The sequence below is a fragment of the Hafnia sp. CBA7124 genome, from assembly GCF_002355555.1.
GTDB classification, from domain to species: domain Bacteria; phylum Pseudomonadota; class Gammaproteobacteria; order Enterobacterales; family Enterobacteriaceae; genus Hafnia; species Hafnia alvei.
The window spans coordinates 234,865-254,794 of sequence record NZ_AP017469.1; the positions used below are offsets into that span (position 1 = coordinate 234,865).

The following is a 19,930-nucleotide window of genomic DNA, read 5'->3' on the forward strand; positions in this document are numbered from 1 at the left end:
TATTCTGTCTAGGCAATGTTGATGTGTGTTTCCTGCGGTGATGTGACGATCTTTTTCACCGCTGTTAATGTGCGCTCCGGGAAGCGCAGAAATGTGCTGATACTGCTGTGAACGCAGCGGCAATGGGTAAAGCGCTCGGCACCTTCCAGTTCTATATCGGCAATTAATAACACGACATCCGCAGAGGCCACGTCGTGCTCTGATAGCAGATTTTCGATACCAAGTGCCCCTTGAGTTTCAATTTTTACCTGCCATTTTTCTTGTTGGCAGATTTTCTCCAATCGCTCTGCGGCCATATAGGTATGAGCTACGCCGCTAATGCAGCCGGTGACTGCAACCAGTTTGATGGTCATTTTCGTATCCTCGCAAGCACACTCATTACCCGCCCGTTATAACACGATATCCAGCCTTGATGGCCAGTTGCCGTATTGGTTCGATCTCTGCCTCGTTAGGTGCTACTACGTCGCTCATTTTATAAGGGCGATTGAGCAGACGATATTTGGCCTCACCAAACTGATGAAACGGCAGTAAATGGATTTCGGGGAGTTTAAAAGGTGCCAAGAATTTTAATATGGCCTGAAAATTGTCTACGTCCAGCGTGTAGCCGGGAATAAGCGGCACACGTGGTATAAGTAGTATTCCTTCTTCTATCAGCCGAGTGAAATTACGTAAAACACGTGGTTGGTGCATATTGAGCAGATTTTTCGCTCGTTCCTCATCCATAATTTTTAGATCAAACAGGATGGAATCACACTGCTTGGCCAGTTCGAGAAACGTTGTGAGGCTGGTATCGCCTGCCGTTTCTATAGCGGTATTAATACCTAAATGTTTAAGCTGGGTGAGAAGTTGGAGGGCAAAAGGCGCTTGCATCAGTACCTCGCCGCCAGAGAGGGTGACGCCCCCTCCAGACGAACGGAAAAATACGTCGTCTTTCAGCACTTCTTTCAAAAGATCGTCGAGCGAAATATCGCGCCCAATACGCTCCATCGCAGCGGCCGGACACTCATCGGCATTATTCAGACACGGCTGGCAATGCAGGCACTTGGCTTCGCGGCGTACGATGTGTATTTGGTTAGAAATAGATTCAGGATTTGCGCACCACGGGCAGGTGTGCGGGCAGCCTTTGAAAAATACGACGGTGCGGATCCCGCCGCCGTCGTTAAGCGAATAACGTTGGATATTAAAGATCCGCGCCATATTGCTGGGCAAGCGCCCAGCGGATGTTGGCGGGTTAGAGCTGATGTGCCGTACGGCGAATGATGTCATCTTGGATCTCCTTCGACAGCTCAACAAAGAAGGCGCTATAACCAGCCACACGCACTACGAGCCCCGCGTAATCTTGTGGTTTCTCCTGTGCGGCACGTAATGTCTCAGTATTCACCACGTTAAATTGAATATGTTGTAGCTTGAGCTTAGTAAATGCACCCAGAAAATCGGCGAGTTTATTCAGCCCAGCTTGCCCTTCGAGTGTGGACGGAGTGAATTTCACGTTCAGCAATGTACCGTTTGAAAGCAGATAGTTATCCAATTTACTTACCGATTTGAGCACGGCGGTGGGCCCCTGTGCATCTTGACCGAGCATCGGCGATAGCCCGCCGTCGGCCAGTTGTTCACCTGAGTAACGCCCATCAGGCGTTGCGCCAACTACCGCACCGAGCGGAACATGGGCTGAAACAGTATAGGAACCCGGTGTGAACTGCCCACCTCGAGGGTTGCGGTAGGTTTCAACTTCTTTGCAGTAAAAACGCAGTAGATCGGCGCTGATGTTATCCACCACGTCGATATCGTTGCCGTACTTCTCAAAGCGATTGATAAGGCGGGCACGAATTTTCTCACCTTCTGGCGTTGCAAAGTTAGCCTTCAGTGTTGCAATCAGCTCATCAAAACTAAGTCGCTGTTGATCGAAAACCATGCCTTTCAACGCATGCAGAGAATCACTAAGGTTTGCGATACCGATGCCTTGCACACCCGAGAAATTGTAGCGCGCTCCCCCTTCGGTGATGTCTTTGCCGTTGCTGAGACAATCACTAATGAAGGATGAAAGCAGCGGTACCGGCGCCCAATCACGGTGGCCGATATCACAGATATTACTGCCTTGCGCCATCAATTTTACGTAGTGGCAAATTTTGTTGCGGATCTGTTCCAAGAGATCTTCGTAATGCAGATTAGCGTTGCCTTCATTTTCAAGCAGAACGATCTCCATGACTTTGAGTAGATTAAACATGGCAATGTCATGCAAGCCGTAGGTTTTGCCCGGAATAGAGAGTTCTACGCAGCCGACCACCGAATAATCTCGTGCGTCTTCTAGCGAAACGCCCCGATTCAAAAATGCAGGGACAACGACTTCATCGTTGAAGATCTGGGGAATACCCGTGCCGATGCGAATAGTTTCGGCAGTTTTCAACAGGAAAGGGCGGTCGATTAATTCATTCACACGCACGCCGAGGTTGGGCTGTGGAAGCTGAGTGCTTTGGTATGCGTCTAGGCATAAAAACGACAAGATGTTGACCGCACTGCGACCTGTTTCCGTTAGGCCACCCAGCAAGATGGTATAACCCGTTGGAAAACCAGCAAAATAGCGTGCGCTTGAGGTGGAGCGTAGTAGCACGATATCGTTGCATTTGATCCACAGTGATTCCAATAGTTCGCGCAGGAAAAGTGGGTCTTCGCCTTGATTCAATGACGATTGATAGAAGGGCAGCATATATTGGTCAAAACGCCCTAGCGAAAGGGAGCTGGCGTTCGACTCATATTGCAAGATGATGTTCATATACCAAAACAGCTGACAGGCCTGATAGAAATCCTGCGGAGGCTCAGTGGAAATGATGCCGGATACTTCTGCTATTGTGACGAGTTCTTGGCGACGATGCTCATCAGGGCAAGCCAACGCCATTTCTTGCGCTAGCGCGCTATAACGCAGTATGTGGCGCTGCGAGGCTTCTAGCAGTAGAAAAGCAGCTTGATAAAAAGCGTTATCAGGTTGCTCGGCGATCAGTAAGCGCATTTCGCTGACCAGCGCGCCTAGGCCATTTTTCAGCAGACGAGGGTAGTCAATGATGATGTGCCCTTGCCCTTTATCGGTTTGGTTAATACTGAAAATTTGCGTTTTTACTGCGGTCTTAACTTCATCGTCCATCTGCCCATTGATAAAGTCTTTCATTGAACGCTTTTCCCAATAAGGGAATAGCTGGTCACGGTAAATGGCTTTATCTGCCTCTGAGATCTCGAAGCGATCCTGTGGGCGAGTCGAAAATTGGTCTAGCTCTTTGAGAAGCCAATAGGGATCCATCTCCGGAGACATGATCCCTGCGCGTGGTTTAACGGTGCGGTTACCCGCAATTAACTCATCGGCTCGGATAGAGATCTCAACATGATCGAGTATGTATGCGGTGGCTTTCGCTCGGCGCAAAATCGTTGGCTCGCCCTCAGTTTGCTGGTGGCTTGCGGTATAGAGCAAGGCTCGCTCCAGTGAAATTTCTCTAGGGTTAGCAAACATCGCTGCTTTTAAGCGTTCGATACGAGCGGTCATAGTGGACTCCGATCCGAGGATTCAGCGGGGAAAATGATTATGGATTTAACAATCCACATCGGTTCCTGCAATTAGGCCATTTGTGAAATATGGGACTCTATTTTGCCCATGATGGCATCTGCACGTTTAACCGCGTCGCTGATGTTGACGCGTACGATGGTTTTACCTTGGAATCTTTCCTCGAACTTGATGCCAATGTCTTTGGTTAAGATCACCATATCTGCAGATGCAACATCTTCGGCCGTTAATTCGTTTTCTAATCCGATGGAGCCTTGGGTTTCAACCTTGCATTCCCAGCCTTTGGTTTTCGCCGCGCGTTCTAAGGCTTCAGCCGCCATATAAGTATGGGCAACACCTGATGGGCAAGCGGTTACAGCGATAATCTTTGTCATAATGATGTCCTCAAAACAGAATTAATTGATTTCAAAATCCAGATCTAAATCGTCTTCTTGATTCTCAAGTTGTACGGCCTGTTTTTTGGCTGCCAAACTTTTCAATAAGTTGACGCACAGCGCGGTAACCACCATGCCAACGGCCAACGCGGCGATATAACCCAGTTTCCCTTCAACGACGGGCAGAACGATAAGTCCTCCCCAGCCGGCGTAGCACTGAGCTCCAAACAATGCCGCGGTCACAGCACCGCAGGCGGAGCCGATCATGATGGATGGGATTACCCGTAATGGGTCGGCGGCGGCAAAAGGTATAGCGCCTTCGGTGACGCCCACGCAGCCCATGAGCAGCGCGGCTTTACCCGCTTCTTTTTCTTCCGTGTTGTAATATTTGCGGCCAATCAGGGTGGCAAAACCCAACCCAAGAGGCGGAATGGCAATCGCGACGGCGGCAATGGCCACAACGCTATAAACGCCTTGAGCAACGCAGATAAGCATGAAGGCGTAGGCGACTTTGTTGACGGGACCACCCATATCAAAAGCCAACATGAGCCCCATGATGACCGCAAGGACGACGATGCTTCCCTGCTGCATACCTTGTAACCAATGGGTCAGGCCTGAGGTGAGCGCACCAACGGGCTCGCCTAATCCCCACATCATGATCCCCGCAGTCAGGAGAGTGCCGATAATTGGAATAACGAAGATAGGCATGACCGAACGTAGGATCTTGGGAACGGGGATCTTCTTGAGATAGAACACGATGATACCGCCGATAATCCCAGCAATGATGGCCCCGAAAAAGCCCGCGCCAAATGAATTTCCTACCCATGCACCGATGGCGCAGGGAGCTAGCGCAGAACGGTCGGCGATGGAGTAGCCAATATAGGCAGCCAGAAAGGGCACCATCAATGTCAGACCAGCAACGCCGATATCAAATAGCTTTTTTAAATTGGGATCGGTCGCTGCGTCGGGCACGGCACCTTTGCCGTACAACATGACGGACACGGCAAGTAGGATGCCGCCGGCGACGACAAAAGGGATCATGTGTGAGACGCCAGTCATTAAGTGCTGGCGGGTATTTTTAAGTATCTGAACCAACTCTTTCATCGCGTTCTCCAGTACAGAGAGTAAATGCATAGGATGAGCCATTAAGGCCGATCTGACTCGAAACTGGACTCCACAATAGGCAATCTAAAGTTCGGCAGACAGTGGAGAAAAATGCCATTTACTGGATATTTGTACGGTGTGGATGAAAATGAGATCGGGCGCAAACTTATGGTGAATGAATCGAAGAATCTAGCGTTAATTTGCGATGTGAGCGGCATCTCACTTTTTACGGGTGATTACATTTGTCCAGTGTTTGGCATTTTTGTCCCATATCCGCATAGGTCGCACTGCTTCTATCCTGTCTAGCATTATCAAGCGTTAGCTCAGGAGAGTGTGCCATGTCGCAAGTGCTGAAATTTACCTGTGAATTACCGAACGGTGTTCATGCCCGCCCGGCGAGCCATATCGAAACGCTGTGCAATCAGTTCACCGCGCATATTGAGTGGCTTAATTTACGCACTGGACGAAAAGGGAATGCCAAAAGTGCTTTGGCGCTGATTGGTACCGATACTTTGCACGGCGATGAATGCCATCTCATGATGGAGGGCGCTGATGCCGAGCAGGCGCTCGAGCGCCTGTCTTCCTTCATTAAGAACGAATTCCCCCACTGCGATGCGCCTTTGCCACAGGTAGCACAAACGCAGGAGGAAGAATTACCGCAGTCCTTAACCAATCTGCACCCTAAAATTGTGCGTGCGCGTTCAGTTTGCGGCGGGATTGCGAATGGCATTTTGGTGCATTTGTCTGGCATCGATTTTAATCGTCTGGGTGAGCTGCCAGCGTCACGCGGCGTGGAAGTAGAGCAAAGAGAGCTGGACGCTGGGCTAAGTCGCCTATTGAAGTCTTTGGAACTTCAATTGATGGATGATAGCGGAACGGCCAGCGCGGTTCTCGAGGCGCATCGTTCGTTATTAAGTGATAACTCTCTGCGTAATAAGCTCTTAGAACAGGTTGTTGAAGGTGCTAGCTGTGCTCAAGCTATCGTGGCTGCCGGTGAGTATTTCTGTCAGCAGTTTGCCGCATCGGCCAGTGAATATCTGCAAGAACGCGCGTTAGATGTACGCGATGTGTGCTTCCAGCTGTTACAGCAAATTTATGGGACTCAACGGTTCCCTTCCCAAATAGCCCTACAGCAAAACAGCATTTGCATGGCGGATGAACTGACGCCAAGTCAGTTTTTAGAGCTGGATAAATCGCTATTGAAAGGGCTGCTGTTGAACAGCGGTGGTAGTACGTCGCATACGGTTATTTTGGCGCGCTCATTCAATATCCCCACGTTGGTTGGCGTTGACGCCAATGCTCTTGCAGATTATGTGCAGCAAAACGTGCAGATTGACGGTGACTTAGGGCTGATCGCGCTGGAGATGTCGCCTGAAGTACAACGCTATTATCAGCAGGAAGCGCAGGTACAGGCATGCATTCGTGAACAGCAGCAAACCTATCTTTCGGCACAAGGACGCAGTGCAGACGGCGTACGTTTGGAAGTGGCCGCGAATATTGCCCATTCCATTGAGGCCGCACCGGCGTTTGGTAACGGTGCCGAATCGGTAGGGTTGTTCCGAACCGAAATGCTGTATATGGATCGTGCGCATGCGCCTTCAGAAAATGAGCTTTACAATATTTATTGCCAGGCGTTAGAGGGAGCGAATGGGCGTAGCATTATTGTGCGAACGATGGATATCGGGGGCGATAAGCCGGTAGAGTATCTTAAGATCCCGGCAGAAAATAACCCGTTCCTTGGCTATCGCGCCGTGCGTATTTATCAGGAATTTATCTCTCTATTCCATACCCAACTGCGCTCGATCCTGCGCGCCTCCGCGCACGGTTCGCTCAAGATAATGATCCCGATGATTTCTTCCATGGAAGAGATTTTATGGGTGAAAGATCAACTGGCTGAAGTGAAGCAAAACTTACGTGCAGAACAGATCCCTTTCGATGAAAAGATCCAGCTTGGCATCATGCTAGAAGTACCGTCGGTGATGTTTATCATCGATCAATGCTGCGAAGAAATTGATTTCTTTAGTATTGGCAGCAACGACCTGACCCAGTATTTGCTCGCCGTCGATCGCGATAATGCCAAAGTGACGAAACACTATAACAGCCTAAATCCTGCCTTCTTGCGTGCGCTGGATCATGCCGTTCGTGAAGTACATCGGCAGGGTAAATGGATCGGGCTGTGTGGTGAGCTTGGCGCCAAAGGTTCTGTTCTACCGCTTTTACTGGGGTTAGGGCTTGATGAAATTAGCATGAGTGCCCCTTCAATTCCTGCCACCAAAGCGCGTCTGGCACAGCTAGATAGCCGAGAGTGCCGTTTGTTACTTAATCAAGCGATGGCCTGCCGCACGTCTTTAGAGGTAGAGCATTTATTGGCGCAATTCAGGATGACGCAGCAAGACGCGCCGTTGATTAGCGCAGACTGTATTTCGCTAAGTAATGATTGGCGCAGCAAAGAAGAAGTCATCAAAGGTATGACCGATAACCTTTTGTTGGCAGGGCGCTGCCGCTATCCACGCAAGCTGGAAGCAGATCTGTGGGCGAGAGAGGCGGTGTTTTCTACCGGCTTGGGTTTTGGTTTCGCTATTCCACACACCAAATCCGAGCATATTGAGCAGTCCACCATCAGCGTTGCGCGGCTTCCACAGCCTGTAGTTTGGGGAGACGAGGAAGCCCAATACATCATCATGTTAACGCTGAACAAACATGCCGCTGGCGATCAGCATATGCGCATTTTTTCTCGATTAGCGCGTCGCATTATGCATGAAGAGTTTCGCTCGGCGCTGGTTGAAGCCAAAGAGGCAACCGATGTGGCTAATTTACTGGCTCGTGAGCTAGATATTTAATCTAAGGAAATAGGCTATGGAACTCTATCTAGATACCGCGGATATTGCAGAAGTAAAACGTTTGGCTCGTATTTTCCCCTTGCAAGGGGTGACAACTAACCCAAGCATTGTCGCCAAAGGAGGCCAGCCGGTTTGGGAGGTTTTGCCGCAGCTTAGGGAGGCTCTCGGTGGCAATGGCATTTTATTTGCGCAGGTGATGGGGCGAAATGCTGAGCAGATGGTTTTAGAGGCCAAACAGCTTGCGGAGCGCAATTCTGGGTTGGTGGTGAAGATCCCTGTAACGCAGGAAGGTCTGGCGGCCATTAAGCAGCTGAAGACATTAGGCATCCCAACGCTGGGGACTGCGGTTTATAGTGCTGCGCAAGGATTATTGGCTGCGCTGGCGGGCGCTGATTATGTCGCACCTTATGTGAATCGCATTGATGCACAGGGTGGTGATGGAATTAAAACGGTGCAGGAACTTCAGTCGCTGTTAGAGATGCATGCTCCGCACGCCAAAGTGCTAGCAGCCAGTTTTAAAACACCGCGTCAGGCCTTGGATTGCTTATTAGCGGGTTGTGAAGCGATAACGCTGCCGCTAGATGTGGCACAGCAATTTTTGGCTTCCCCAGCCGTGGATGCGGCGGTGGATAAATTTGAACAGGACTGGCAAGGGGCGTTTGGTTGTTTGTCGCTCTGTTAACGACATAATGGCGGAGTGAGTCTTTAATTTTAGGCTCGTTCCGCCAATCCATCGCTAGCTTCGAATAAAGGATATGGTTAAAAATATCGCTGACTAATGGGATGCAAGTTCTCGGAAGAATGCGGGGTTAGCCTGAATAGTTGCTAACACTTTTGCAGCCAGACCCGTTGGGTTACGTCTTTTTGTTTCCCAGCTTTTGATGGTATCGACGCTGGTTCCCAGTGCTTTTGCCATTTCGCTTTGCGAAACGTTAAGTTGCTCTCTGATCGCCTTTACATCAGCGATAGCGTAGCGGGTAACGCGTGCTGGGTTTTTAAGGCCATTTTTAATGTCGACAGCCTCCTCAAGAGATGTTTTTAGGTCGTCAAAAAAGCTCATATCACACCTCATCTTTCAGCAATTTCGTTAGCTTCTTTAGCTCTGCTTTTTCTGTATCGGTCAGGCTGTCTTTGGTGCTTTTGGGATAGGCCATGATCAGATAAATAATATCTTCAGTCGCTAGAAAGTAAATCACACGAGCACTACCGCTTTTTCCCTGTGAGCCAGCCGCCATTCTAATCTTTCGTAGGCCACCTGTTTTCTGTATCAGGTCGCCTTTGCTTGGAGAGCTAATCAGTTCTTTTTGAAGCTCTTTTAATTCATCGTCCGTGGCAATCTGCTTGATTTGCCGCGTAAACATCGGTGTTTCGATAAACTCAAGCGCGTGACTCACGGAGTCTGTTCCTTTATGGAGGTAAATAGTACACCTGTAGATGTACTATGTACACTTGAACAAATATGATTCAGCCATAGAGCAGCTAACAATAAGCGTATCGTTCACGGCACTAAAAATATGTGAGTAGAGATAGCCTAGAAAAGTAACTTGGTGGCGAAGATTAGGCGTGAAGGCCAACAATGAAAAAGGATATTTTCTACTTTGGTGAGAATATGCGAGCAGCATTCCAGCAACGTTGTGGAATGGTCATTTTTAGATCAAAAAAGGGAGGCCTACGCCTCCCTTTCAAATTGGAAATCTACTGACTACAGCAGGCGACGAGCGGCCTCAACGACGATTTTCACCGCGTGAGATTCTGTTTTCTTCATCGTTTCTGCATTTGGAATTTCTTGCTGAGTGCGGTTAACGATAACGCCCGCAACCATACCTGCACGCAGGCCTTGGCTTGCACACATGGTCAGCAAAGTCGCTGATTCCATCTCAAAGTTCATCACGCCCATTTCCTGCCACTCTTTCATTGAGCCTTTGAAACGGCTCACTACGCGGCCAGAGAATGTGTCGTAGCGCTCTTGACCAGGATAGAAGGTGTCAGAGGAGGCGGTTACGCCGATGTGAGTGGTTGCGCCAACGGCCTTAGCGGCGTCTACCAGAGCGGTTGTACAGGTAAAGTCAGCAACGGCTGGGAATTCCATTGGGGCAAAGTGCAGGCTCGCACCATCTAAACGTACGGAACCGGTGGTGACCAGGACATCGCCCACGTTGATGTGCGGCTGAATTGCGCCAGTGGTGCCTACGCGCAGGAAGGTACGAATACCCAACTGTGCCAGTTCTTCAACGGCGATAGACGTTGATGGGCCGCCAATGCCGGTTGAGCAAACGATGACAGATTTGCCGTCTAGCTCTGCACGCCAAGACGTGAATTCACGATGTGAGGCCAGCTTAACTGGGTTATCCATCAAATTGGCAATTTTTTCTACGCGCTCAGGATCACCAGGAACGATAGCCAAGGTTGCGCCTTTCAGATCGCTTTTTACGAGGCCAAGGTGGAAAACATCAGACTTAGACATACGGACTCCTCTGTCATTGCTATAAGTTGTAAGGAGGAACAAAAACGCACTCTACTGAAATTCATCGGCTAAATGCGTGACTCAAATCACTACGTATGAAGAAACAATAACAAGAACGACAAATAATTGTGATTAAAATCACATAAAGTGGCGAGTTAGCCGTTTTTTTCACCGCCAACAGTGTGGCATGCCTATTTTGTGTTCGCCAGCGAAGCGGGCATTTGGTGGATGATAATGTGTTGTCTTGGCTTTCCAGAAGATTGTTTATACCCGTCATATATGAAGTTGCATCGGCGTTGGCTACGTTGGCTTATCGTCGCGATGTAACGCCAATTATTGAGGGTTTGCTTCTCAAGCAAACAAATTATTGCTATTTATACTTAACATTCTTGCAATATATTCAGACAGGGAGCTTTACATGAAGACTGAAGATCTCATCACATTGGTAAACTCGCCATCCACGTTCTCCCCCGCTGCGGGCACGATTGCTCAGAGTACCGTTCATACCGATAGCGAAGGTTTGCATGCCGGATTTACCACGATCCCTTCTCAGGGAGACGATCTTCCTGCTTATTTAGCTAAACCCTTGCATGCCGATGGCCCGCTACCGATTGTGTTGGTCGTGCAGGAAATATTCGGTGTGCATGAGCATATTCAAGATGTTTGCCGCCGTTTAGCCAAGCAGGGCTATTTGGCTATCGCGCCCGAGCTGTATTTTCGTCAGGGCGAAGCCAGTGATTACACCGATATTCCAACGCTATTTCAAAACCTCGTCAGCAAAGTGCCAGACAAACAGGTGTTGGGTGATTTAGACCACGCGGCGCATTGGGCGGCCCGTCACGGTGGTGATGCTAGTCGTTTGTATATCACTGGATTCTGCTGGGGCGGGCGTATTACGTGGCTATATGGCGCGCATAATCCGCAGCTTAAAGCGGGTGTTGCGTGGTATGGACGCTTTGTTGGGGACAAAACGCTCACCTCTCCTAAGCATCCTGTAGACATTGCCGCTGAGCTCAGCGCGCCGATGTTAGGGCTTTATGGTGGTTTGGATGACAGTATTCCGCAAGAAACGGTGGACACCATGCGCCAATCGCTTCGTGCAGCCAACGCAACGGCGGAGATTATTGTTTATCCACAGGCAGGCCACGCCTTTTATGCCGACTATCGCCCAAGTTACAACGCTGAGGCGGCGAAAGACGGTTGGGAGCGTATGTTGGCATGGTTTGCTACCTATGGCGGTGTGAATAAGCCTGATTAATCAGCTGGTTTTTGGGATTCAGTGCGGCGGGGTTTTACCGTTTTTCACTGAATCTGATAAGGTGGGAGTGATAATCTAAAATAATAAGAGGTCATGATGACAGCGACTATTTTTTTGCATCCCTCCTTGGCCCCATTGGAAGGCGGCGTTAATTTCCGTGACATGGGCGGCTATCTGGCTGCCGATGGGCGTCGGATTAAGCGTGGTAAGTTGTTCCGTTCGGGCGCGTTAGACCGCCTAACGGACAAAGATTTGAGCTACCTGCAAGACGTACCGATTAAAAATATCCTCGACTATCGTGATGCCGATGAAGTTTCTAATAAGCCTGATGTGCTGTGGGATGCGGTGCGCTATATCAACTTGCCAGCCAATCCGCTGAGCACTGAGGTGAACGCCAATCTGGAGAAACTCACCAGTGAAGCGTTGGAATCTTTTGATGCGAACGCATTTATGCTGGAGCTCTATCGCCGTTTACCCTTCAGTAATCATGCTTATCAGCTGTTAAGCACATTGCTGCAAAGCGGTGAGGAAGGTGCGATTGTGCAGCACTGTGCGGTAGGTAAAGATAGAACGGGCGTAGGCTCCGCGTTGGTGCTGTTTGCTTTAGGCGCCGATGAAGCAACGGTGATGGAAGATTATCTGCTAACCGAAACCACGCTAGCGCCATTCCGCAGCCAAATGCTGGATTACCTCTCTATTAAATTGAACGAAAAAGCGCTGGGGCAGTTTTCTCACGTACTGTCTGCCCGTGAGGAATTTTTGGTGACGGCGTTGGATGCGATCAAAGAGAAATACAGCACGGTTGATCGCTGGCTGGAACAAGAGTATGGGCTAAATATGCAGGTGAGATCACAACTTCAGCAACAGTTCCTTGAGCCGTAAATCTCCGATATTTAAAGCAAGTGGAGCCTTTCGGCTCCACTCAATCCATTTTTCATACCGCTTACGTAACCAAAGCGCCGCTTAACCAAATTCAACCCCCTCCACAAATAGCCCTCCAGTATGTTAGCGCCTGAGAAATCCTCAGGAGATAATAACTATGCAACACGCAATTACATTCGTTATTGCTACGCTGTGTATCCTTACGATCTGCTACCGTTTATACGGTATCTTTTTCGTAAAAAAGGTACTGCGTGCAGATGATAACGAAGTGACTCCATCACATACCTTTGAAGACGGGAAAGATTACGTACCTACCAAAAAATGGGTTAACTTTGGTAGTCACTTTGCGGCTATCGCCGCGGCGGGACCTTTGGTTGGTCCGGTTCTGGCGGCACAGTTCGGCTATTTGCCGGGCTTCCTCTGGCTGCTGATTGGCTGTGTGGTCGGCGGCGCAGTGCATGACACCGTGGTGCTGTTCGCTTCCATGAAACACCAGGGTAAATCCCTATCTGAAGTGGCTAAATCTGAACTGGGGCCGATTGCGGGCTGGTGTACCGGTTTAGCCATGCTGTTTATCATCACGATTACCATGGCAGGCTTGTCGATGGTGGTGGTGCATGCGCTGGAACGTAACCCTTGGGGGACTTTCGCTGTATTCATGACCATTCCTATCGCGATCGGCGTGGGGCTATGGGAACGTGTGACCGGCAGTATGAAGGGGGCAACTTATGTAGGTATCGCGGCTATTATGGCCTGCGTATTCTTCGGCCCACATATTCAAAATACGACTTTTGGCGAGTGGCTGACGTTTAAAGCGACGACCGTAAGCCTGTTGTTGCCAGCCTATGCCTTCTTTGCAACGGCGTTACCGGTGTGGATGCTGTTGACGCCACGCGGTTATCTTTCAAGCTTTATGAAAATCGGCGTGTTTGGCGCGTTGGTTATCGGCGTTATCTTCATTAACCCAGAAATCCAGTTCCCTGCGGTGACTCAGTTCATCCATGGCGGTGGCCCGGTTCTGGCTGGTCCAGTGTGGCCGTTCATCTCTATCACCATCGCCTGTGGCGCAATCTCTGGTTTCCATGCGTTTATCGGTTCTGGCACTACGCCAAAACAGATCGACAAATGGAGCGATATCCTGCCAGTTGGTTTTGGTGCGATGCTGGCAGAGTGTGTGGTCGGCGTGATGGCGCTGATTGCTGCAACCTCTCTGCATCCTGCAGACTACTTTGCGATTAACTCCAGCGCGGAAGCGTGGGCTGGGTTAGGCATGGAAGTGGTTCACTTGCCGAAACTGAGCGAAGAGATTGGTTTGGATCTCTATGGCCGTACCGGTGGTGCCGTTACGTTGGCGGTGGGTATGACGGATATCTTTATCCGTGTGCCATGGTTTAGCAATTTGGCGTCTTACTTCTTCCAGTTCGTCATCATGTTTGAAGCGGTATTTATTCTGACCGCGGTTGACTCTGGTACTCGTGTAGCACGCTACCTGCTGCAAGATTTCTTGGGTGACCTGTGGGCTCCGCTGAAACGTACTGACTGGCTGCCAGGTTCAATCTTCTGCTCTATCATCGCCTGTGCGCTGTGGGGCTATCTGTTGAACTCCGGTGATATTAACTCGGTGTGGGCGCTGTTTGGTGTGTCCAACCAGCTGATGGCTTCCGTTGGTTTGATTATCGGTGCAACAATCATCCTGCGTTTGGCGACCAAGCGCGTGTATATGCTGACCTGCGTTATCCCGTTAGCGTATCTGTTCGTGACCGTAAACTATGCCGGTTACTGGATGATTAAAAACGTCTATTTCAACTCTGCGGCGAAAGGCTACAACATCTTCAACGGCACCATCTCAATCATCATGATGGTATTGGGTGTGATTATCCTGATCTCTGCTCTGCGTAAATGGCGTGAACTGTGGGATGTACGTGGAAAAGAACTGCGTGCTGAACAGACGACCGCAACAGCATAAATAATTAAGTTTTACTACTCTCTTAAACGGCCGATTTATCGGCCGTTTATTTTTGGTTAATCCACAACGCTGCTTTGATGCCGTATCCTGCCAAAATACCCCTTATCAAGAGAGCGATGCCGTGACGTTAGATAGCATTATTCAGGTTGTGGTTGAATTTGTTCGCAACCATGAACATTGGGCCATTCCGATCGTTTTCTTTTTAGCTTTCGGCGAGTCGCTGGCATTTTTATCACTGTTATTACCCGCAACGGTGATTTTGCTTGGCTTAGGTGCGCTGGTTGGCGAAAGCGGGATCGCATTCTGGCCGCTGTGGATTGCTGCTAGCGTCGGCGCCTTTATGGGGGATTGGGTCTCATACTGGTTTGGCGATCGCTATCAGCATCAGGTTGAGCATATGTGGCCGCTTTCTCGTCATCCGCATTTGATGGTGCGCGGGCATGCATTCTTTGAACGCTGGGGAACGTGGGGCGTATTTATTGGCCGATTTTTTGGCCCACTACGTGCTGTTGTTCCGCTGGTAGCGGGGATTTGCGGGATGCCGAAGCGGTATTTTCAACTGGCCAATTTACTCTCGGCCATCCTGTGGGGATTTGCCATGTTGGCTCCCGGCGCTTTTGGCATCCAATGGCTAAACGGCTGGCTTGACTGAGTTTCGCTGCGTTTCATTGCACTTTGCGCGCAGCCTCGCAGACTTTGCTTACTCGCTCTGGACATCCATACAGTATATTATTACCGTGACGTTCAGAAAAAGTCATCAAGGCGGAGGCAGGGTGGATTCCAGCATATTTTATGGTTTAGCAGGCGGCGTTGTTGGCCTGCTGCTGGGTTGGTTACTGGCAAGTTTGCGTATGCAACAGCATCGATTGACGCTGGAGGGCGATTTGCGCCTGCATCAGCAGGAAATTGCGCAGTATCAGCAAGAGCAACAGACGCTGATTCAGCAACGCCAGCAACAAGAACAACAGGTGCGAGAGAAAGAACAAGAACTACGCACGTTATATAGCCAATATGCCGCGACGCAGGAGAAGTTAAACCAACAGTCGATTTGGCGTGATGAATATGAACAACTTAATCAAGAACTTCGCGCTCTACGTGAAGTTAATAGCGCGCAGGAAGCCGAACTGCGCGAAGTGACGATTCGCTTGGAAGAAACCCGACTGGGGGCTGAAGAAAAGCAGCGCTTGCTGATTAACAGCGAGCAGCGCCTGAGTGCCCAATTCGAAAATCTCGCTAACCGTATTTTTGAGCAGAGTGGAAAGCGTGTCGAAGAACAGAACCGGCAAAGCTTAAATGGCTTGCTGAGCCCGTTGCGCGAACAACTCGATGGCTTTCGCCGTCAGGTTCAAGAGAGTTTTGGACAAGAATCGCGAGAGCGGCACACGTTGGCGCATGAAATTCGTAATCTCCAGCAGTTGAATGCGCAAATGGCGCGTGAGGCCGTCAACCTGACTAAGGCCTTGAAAGGGGATAACAAAACGCAGGGTAACTGGGGTGAGGTGGTACTTAGCCGCGTTTTAGAGGCCTCGGGTCTGCGTGAAGGCTATGAGTATCAAACGCAGGTGAGTGTGCAGGTTGGGGTGAATAACCGCATGCAGCCGGATGTGATTGTGCGTCTTCCGCAGGGTAAAGACGTGGTGGTTGATGCCAAGATGTCGCTGGTGGCTTATGAGCGCTACTTTAATGCCGAGGATGATGCAGTGCGAGAGCTCGCGCTGCAAGAACATGTCGCCTCGGTTAAAGGCCATATTCGCCAGCTAGGGCGTAAAGATTATCAGCAGCTCCCCGGATTGCGCTCGCTTGATTATGTTTTGATGTTTATCCCCGTTGAGCCTGCATTTTTGGCAGCGATCGATCGTGAGCCAGAACTGATTAGCGAAGCATTGCGGCATAACATCATGCTGGTAAGTCCGACGACCTTATTGGTTGCGTTGCGTACTATCAGCAATTTGTGGCGCTATGAACATCAAGGCCAAAATGCACAGAAGATCGCCGATCGTGCATCGAAGCTATACGATAAAATGCGCTTGTTCGTCGATGATATGGAATCTCTTGGGCAGAGTCTGGATAAATCACAGGCAAGTTATCGTCAGGCAATGAACAAACTGGCGCAAGGCCGTGGTAATCTGATAGGGCAAGTCGAGAGTTTCCGTACTCTGGGAGTGGAAGTGAAACGGCCAATTAGCCCTTCACTTGCCGAAGAAGCCCGACTGGAAAATGAACCCGAAGATGAGGAGTTTGCTGAACCTGCGGATTACGCTACCCAGCAACCTGCCATAAGAGTCGCTAATGGACTCGATGATTAACACTGCTCCTTGCTTCGACTAGGCCGAGCACTGTTCGCACCACCGAACAGCGCTTAATCGCGTAGATTCACAATCAATCAGATTAAAAGCAGGCTAAGAAAAAATGGTAGATCAAACGCCGGAAACCACTCATTTCGGTTTCAAAACCGTCGCCACCACTGAAAAAGCAGGCAAAGTTGCCCAGGTATTCCACTCCGTTGCGGCAAAGTACGACTTGATGAATGATCTCATGTCATTTGGCATACATCGGGTTTGGAAGCGTTTTACCATTGATTGCAGCGGCGCACGTCGTGGGCAAAAGGTGCTTGATCTTGCCGGTGGTACGGGCGATCTAGCGGCCAAATTTTCACGCATTGTAGGCGAGCAGGGCGAAGTTGTTCTGGCTGATATCAACGACTCCATGTTGAAGATTGGTCGCGAAAAACTGCGTAATCTGGGCGTGATCGGCAATATCAACTACGTTCAAGCCAACGCTGAAGCGCTGCCGTTCCCTGATAACCATTTTGACTGCATTACCATTGCCTTTGGCCTGCGTAACGTGACCGATAAAGATAAAGCGCTGCGCTCGATGTATCGCGTGTTGAAGCCGGGTGGACGCTTGCTGGTGCTGGAGTTCTCTAAGCCGCTACTTGAGCCGCTGAATAAAGCCTATGATGCTTATTCATTCCACATCCTGCCAAAAATCGGCGAGCTGGTTGCGCATGATTCTGAAAGCTATCGCTATTTGGCAGAATCTATCCGTATGCACCCCGATCAAGAAACGCTGAAATCCATGATGGATGACGCTGGTTTTGAAAACACCACGTATTTCAACTTAACCGGTGGGATTGTTGCTCTACATCGTGGTTACAAGTTTTAACTGAAGGATCGCTATGCTGACCCCATTGCTAAACCCATTATTGACTGGTGCGATTGAAACGGCGCTCAACCGAATTTTGTACCGCGATCGGGCGCTAAACAGCGCTCGTCAGCGCCTGACAGGTAAAGTGCTGGGTGTTTTCGTTAATGAAATAAACTCGCCGATCTATTTGGTCTTTAGTGAGAGCCGTGTGGATGTTTTAGGCGCATGGGAAGACAACACGGATTGCAGCGTCACGACGAGGCTATCCGTATTGCCCGAACTGCGCGATCGTCAGCAACTGACTGCACTTATTCGTTCCGGTGATTTAAACGTAGAAGGCGATATTCAGGTGGTACAGCAGTTCATCGGTCTGTTGGATTTAGCCGAATGGGATCCTGCTGAGCTGTTAGCGCCGTACACGGGCGATATTGTTGCCCAAGGGATGAGCCAGTTTTTACGTAAAGGTGCCAGCTTTATTGCCACGGGCTGTAAACGTCAGCAGCAGTACATTGGTCAAGCGATGACCGAAGAGTGGCGTGTGGCTCCGGGTGCATTGGAAGCGGCGTGGTTTAACGAAGAGGTTGATGCCGTCAATCGTCAAACGGAAAGTCTGGATAAGCGACTTTCTCAGCTTGAGGACAAGGTATGACGCCAACGGAACTGTGCCGCTTTTATTTGATTGTGCGTGTGTTCCTGACATACGGCCTCGATGAACTGATCCCGAAAATGCGCATGACTTTGCCGCTGCGCATGGGCAGGCATTTGCTGTTTTGGATGCGTAACAAGCACAAGGACAAACCTCTTGGTGAACGCCTGCGTTTGGCATTACAGGAGTTAGGGCCGGTTTGGATTAAGTTTGGCCAGATGATGTCGACTCGTCGCGATCTGTTCCCGCCGATGATCGCCGATCAACTGGCGCTGCTTCAGGATCGCGTAGCACCTTTTGATGGTGCTCTGGCCCGTAAGCAAATTGAAGATTCAATGGGCGGCCCGCTTGAGCAATGGTTTGATGATTTCGACCAAAATGCGCTGGCTTCGGCTTCTATCGCTCAGGTTCATACGGCAAAATTAAAAGAGAACGGCCGTGAAATCGTGCTGAAAGTGATTCGCCCCGATATTCTGCCCATTATCAAAGCTGACGTGCGCCTGATGTACCGTTTTGCGGGCTGGGTTCCGAAGCTGATGCCGGATGGCCGTCGTTTGCGCCCACGCGAAGTGGTGCGTGAATACGAAAAAACGTTATTGGATGAGCTCAACTTGCTGCGAGAAGCGGCGAACGCCATTCAGCTTCGTCGTAATTTCGAAGACAGCCCAATGCTGTATGTTCCCGAGATTTACTCTGATTACTGCCGTGAAAATGTGTTGGTGATGGAGAGAATCTACGGTATTCCGGTGTCTGACTTGCCTGCTTTACATGCGCAAAATACCAATATGAAACTGTTGGCAGAGCGCGGCGTTCAGGTCTTCTTTACTCAGGTCTTCCGCGATAGTTTCTTCCATGCGGATATGCACCCCGGCAACATTTTTGTGAGCTATGAACACCCAGAAAATCCGCAGTATATCGGTATCGACTGTGGCATCGTGGGCAGCTTAAACAAAGACGATAAACGCTATCTGGCGGAAAACTTTATTGCGTTCTTCAATCGTGATTATCGTAAGGTCGCTGAGTTACACGTTGATTCTGGCTGGGTTCCGCGCGATACCAACATTGAAGATTTTGAGTTTGCCATTCGTACGGTGTGTGAACCTATTTTCGAAAAGCCATTGGCTGAAATCTCGTTTGGTCATGTGCTGTTAAATCTGTTCAACACTGCGCGGCGCTTCAACATGGAAGTGCAGCCACAGTTGGTTCTCTTGCAAAAAACGCTGCTGTATGTGGAAGGACTGGGGCGTCAGCTTTATCCGCAGCTAGATCTGTGGACGACGGCTAAGCCTTTCTTGGAAACATGGCTGCGCGATCAGGTTGGGATACCTGCGATTATTCGTTCCTTGAAAGAGAAAGCGCCGTTCTGGGCTGAAAAGCTGCCGGAGCTACCAGAGTTATTCTATGACAGTCTGCAACAGCATAAAGCCTTGCAGCAGAGCGTCGACCGTTTATTCACGCAGCTTGATAAACAACGTAATCGCCATGGACGCTCACGATATTTGTTTGGGATTGGCGCTACACTATTACTGAGTGGTACGATTTTGGTTGCCGCGAAAATTGCAGTCTGGCCAGTTTGGGTTATTGCTGGCGGATGTGTCGCTTGGATTGCTGGATGGCGTTATACCCGCCAGTAGATACCCAAAACGAGTAATTCATCGTTCCTAGCGCATACTTTTGGTTAATTGTTATTGGTTAGTAGTTC

General features: G+C 49.7%; 18 protein-coding genes. 10 read left to right on the plus strand and 8 right to left on the minus strand.

The features are described 5' to 3' along the window. Positions 1-8: 8 nt before the first annotated feature. From CPY98_RS01120 to CPY98_RS01140, 5 genes are all read right to left on the minus strand, one after another. Positions 9-353 (minus strand): PTS fructose-like transporter subunit IIB, encoded by a 345-nt coding sequence (locus CPY98_RS01120; RefSeq protein WP_025802200.1) that lies wholly within the window; start codon positions 351-353, stop codon positions 9-11. A gap of 25 nt (positions 354-378) precedes the next feature. Then, positions 379-1,266, minus strand: coding sequence for a [formate-C-acetyltransferase]-activating enzyme (locus CPY98_RS01125; RefSeq protein ID WP_096386037.1), 888 nt, complete (start codon positions 1,264-1,266; stop codon positions 379-381). Further along, positions 1,232-3,529 (minus strand): formate C-acetyltransferase, encoded by a 2,298-nt coding sequence (locus CPY98_RS01130; RefSeq protein WP_096386040.1) that lies wholly within the window; start codon positions 3,527-3,529, stop codon positions 1,232-1,234. The genes CPY98_RS01125 and CPY98_RS01130 overlap by 35 nt, the downstream gene beginning before the upstream one ends. 71 nt (positions 3,530-3,600) lie before the next feature. Further along, positions 3,601-3,921, minus strand: a complete 321-nt coding sequence (locus tag CPY98_RS01135; RefSeq protein WP_043490296.1) for a PTS fructose-like transporter subunit IIB — start codon at positions 3,919-3,921, stop codon at positions 3,601-3,603. A 21-nt stretch (positions 3,922-3,942) separates the two neighbouring features. After that, positions 3,943-5,025, minus strand: a complete 1,083-nt coding sequence (locus CPY98_RS01140) for a PTS fructose transporter subunit EIIC (protein WP_046450385.1) — start codon at positions 5,023-5,025, stop codon at positions 3,943-3,945. A 338-nt stretch (positions 5,026-5,363) separates the two neighbouring features. Here CPY98_RS01140 and ptsP point away from each other — a divergent pair, with 338 nt between their 5' ends. Together ptsP and fsa are read left to right on the plus strand one after the other, a co-directional pair. After that, positions 5,364-7,865 carry a phosphoenolpyruvate--protein phosphotransferase gene (gene ptsP, locus CPY98_RS01145; RefSeq protein ID WP_046450384.1) on the plus strand — a complete coding sequence of 834 codons (2,502 nt, stop codon included), beginning with the start codon at positions 5,364-5,366 and terminating at the stop codon, positions 7,863-7,865. Positions 7,866-7,881: 16 nt separating this feature from the next. After that, positions 7,882-8,547 carry a fructose-6-phosphate aldolase gene (fsa, locus tag CPY98_RS01150; RefSeq protein WP_096386042.1) on the plus strand — a complete coding sequence of 222 codons (666 nt, stop codon included), beginning with the start codon at positions 7,882-7,884 and terminating at the stop codon, positions 8,545-8,547. 93 nt (positions 8,548-8,640) lie between these two features. On the opposite strand, the gene nadS is transcribed toward fsa, so the two are convergent. The 3 genes from nadS to udp all read right to left on the minus strand — a co-directional run bounded on the left by nadS (position 8,641) and on the right by udp (position 10,329). Continuing rightward, entirely contained in the window at positions 8,641-8,925 is a 285-nt protein-coding gene (nadS, locus tag CPY98_RS01155) for a NadS family protein (RefSeq protein ID WP_096386045.1), read from the minus strand. 1 nt (position 8,926) lies between these two features. After that, the gene (locus tag CPY98_RS01160; protein ID WP_046360363.1) at positions 8,927-9,259 is read right to left on the minus strand and encodes a type II toxin-antitoxin system RelE/ParE family toxin; all 333 of its coding nucleotides are present in this window, start codon (positions 9,257-9,259) and stop codon (positions 8,927-8,929) included. Between the two features lie 308 nt (positions 9,260-9,567). Then, a complete protein-coding gene (gene udp / locus CPY98_RS01165; RefSeq protein WP_025802213.1) occupies positions 9,568-10,329 on the minus strand; it encodes a uridine phosphorylase in 762 nt (253 codons plus the stop codon). A gap of 418 nt (positions 10,330-10,747) precedes the next feature. Here udp and CPY98_RS01170 point away from each other — a divergent pair, with 418 nt between their 5' ends. The 8 genes from CPY98_RS01170 (at position 10,748) to ubiB (ending at position 19,862) form a co-directional block, all read left to right on the plus strand. Beyond that, positions 10,748-11,587, plus strand: a complete 840-nt coding sequence (locus CPY98_RS01170; RefSeq protein ID WP_096386047.1) for a dienelactone hydrolase family protein — start codon at positions 10,748-10,750, stop codon at positions 11,585-11,587. A gap of 96 nt (positions 11,588-11,683) precedes the next feature. Continuing rightward, positions 11,684-12,469 carry a tyrosine-protein phosphatase gene (locus tag CPY98_RS01175; RefSeq protein WP_046360365.1) on the plus strand — a complete coding sequence of 262 codons (786 nt, stop codon included), beginning with the start codon at positions 11,684-11,686 and terminating at the stop codon, positions 12,467-12,469. 157 nt (positions 12,470-12,626) lie between these two features. Beyond that, positions 12,627-14,435: a carbon starvation protein A gene (locus CPY98_RS01180; protein WP_025802219.1), complete on the plus strand. Its 1,809-nt coding sequence runs from the start codon at positions 12,627-12,629 to the stop codon at positions 14,433-14,435. Positions 14,436-14,556: 121 nt separating this feature from the next. Further along, positions 14,557-15,087, plus strand: coding sequence for a DedA family protein (locus CPY98_RS01185; protein ID WP_043490314.1), 531 nt, complete (start codon positions 14,557-14,559; stop codon positions 15,085-15,087). Positions 15,088-15,208: 121 nt separating this feature from the next. Beyond that, positions 15,209-16,741, plus strand: a complete 1,533-nt coding sequence (gene rmuC / locus CPY98_RS01190) for a DNA recombination protein RmuC (protein ID WP_096386055.1) — start codon at positions 15,209-15,211, stop codon at positions 16,739-16,741. A gap of 103 nt (positions 16,742-16,844) precedes the next feature. Then, entirely contained in the window at positions 16,845-17,600 is a 756-nt protein-coding gene (ubiE, locus tag CPY98_RS01195) for a bifunctional demethylmenaquinone methyltransferase/2-methoxy-6-polyprenyl-1,4-benzoquinol methylase UbiE (RefSeq protein ID WP_096386058.1), read from the plus strand. Between the two features lie 13 nt (positions 17,601-17,613). Further along, positions 17,614-18,231 (plus strand): SCP2 domain-containing protein, encoded by a 618-nt coding sequence (locus CPY98_RS01200; protein WP_038501897.1) that lies wholly within the window; start codon positions 17,614-17,616, stop codon positions 18,229-18,231. Then, the gene (gene ubiB, locus CPY98_RS01205) at positions 18,228-19,862 is read left to right on the plus strand and encodes a ubiquinone biosynthesis regulatory protein kinase UbiB (RefSeq protein WP_096386060.1); all 1,635 of its coding nucleotides are present in this window, start codon (positions 18,228-18,230) and stop codon (positions 19,860-19,862) included. The genes CPY98_RS01200 and ubiB overlap by 4 nt, the downstream gene beginning before the upstream one ends. The last annotated feature ends 68 nt before the right edge of the window (positions 19,863-19,930 follow it).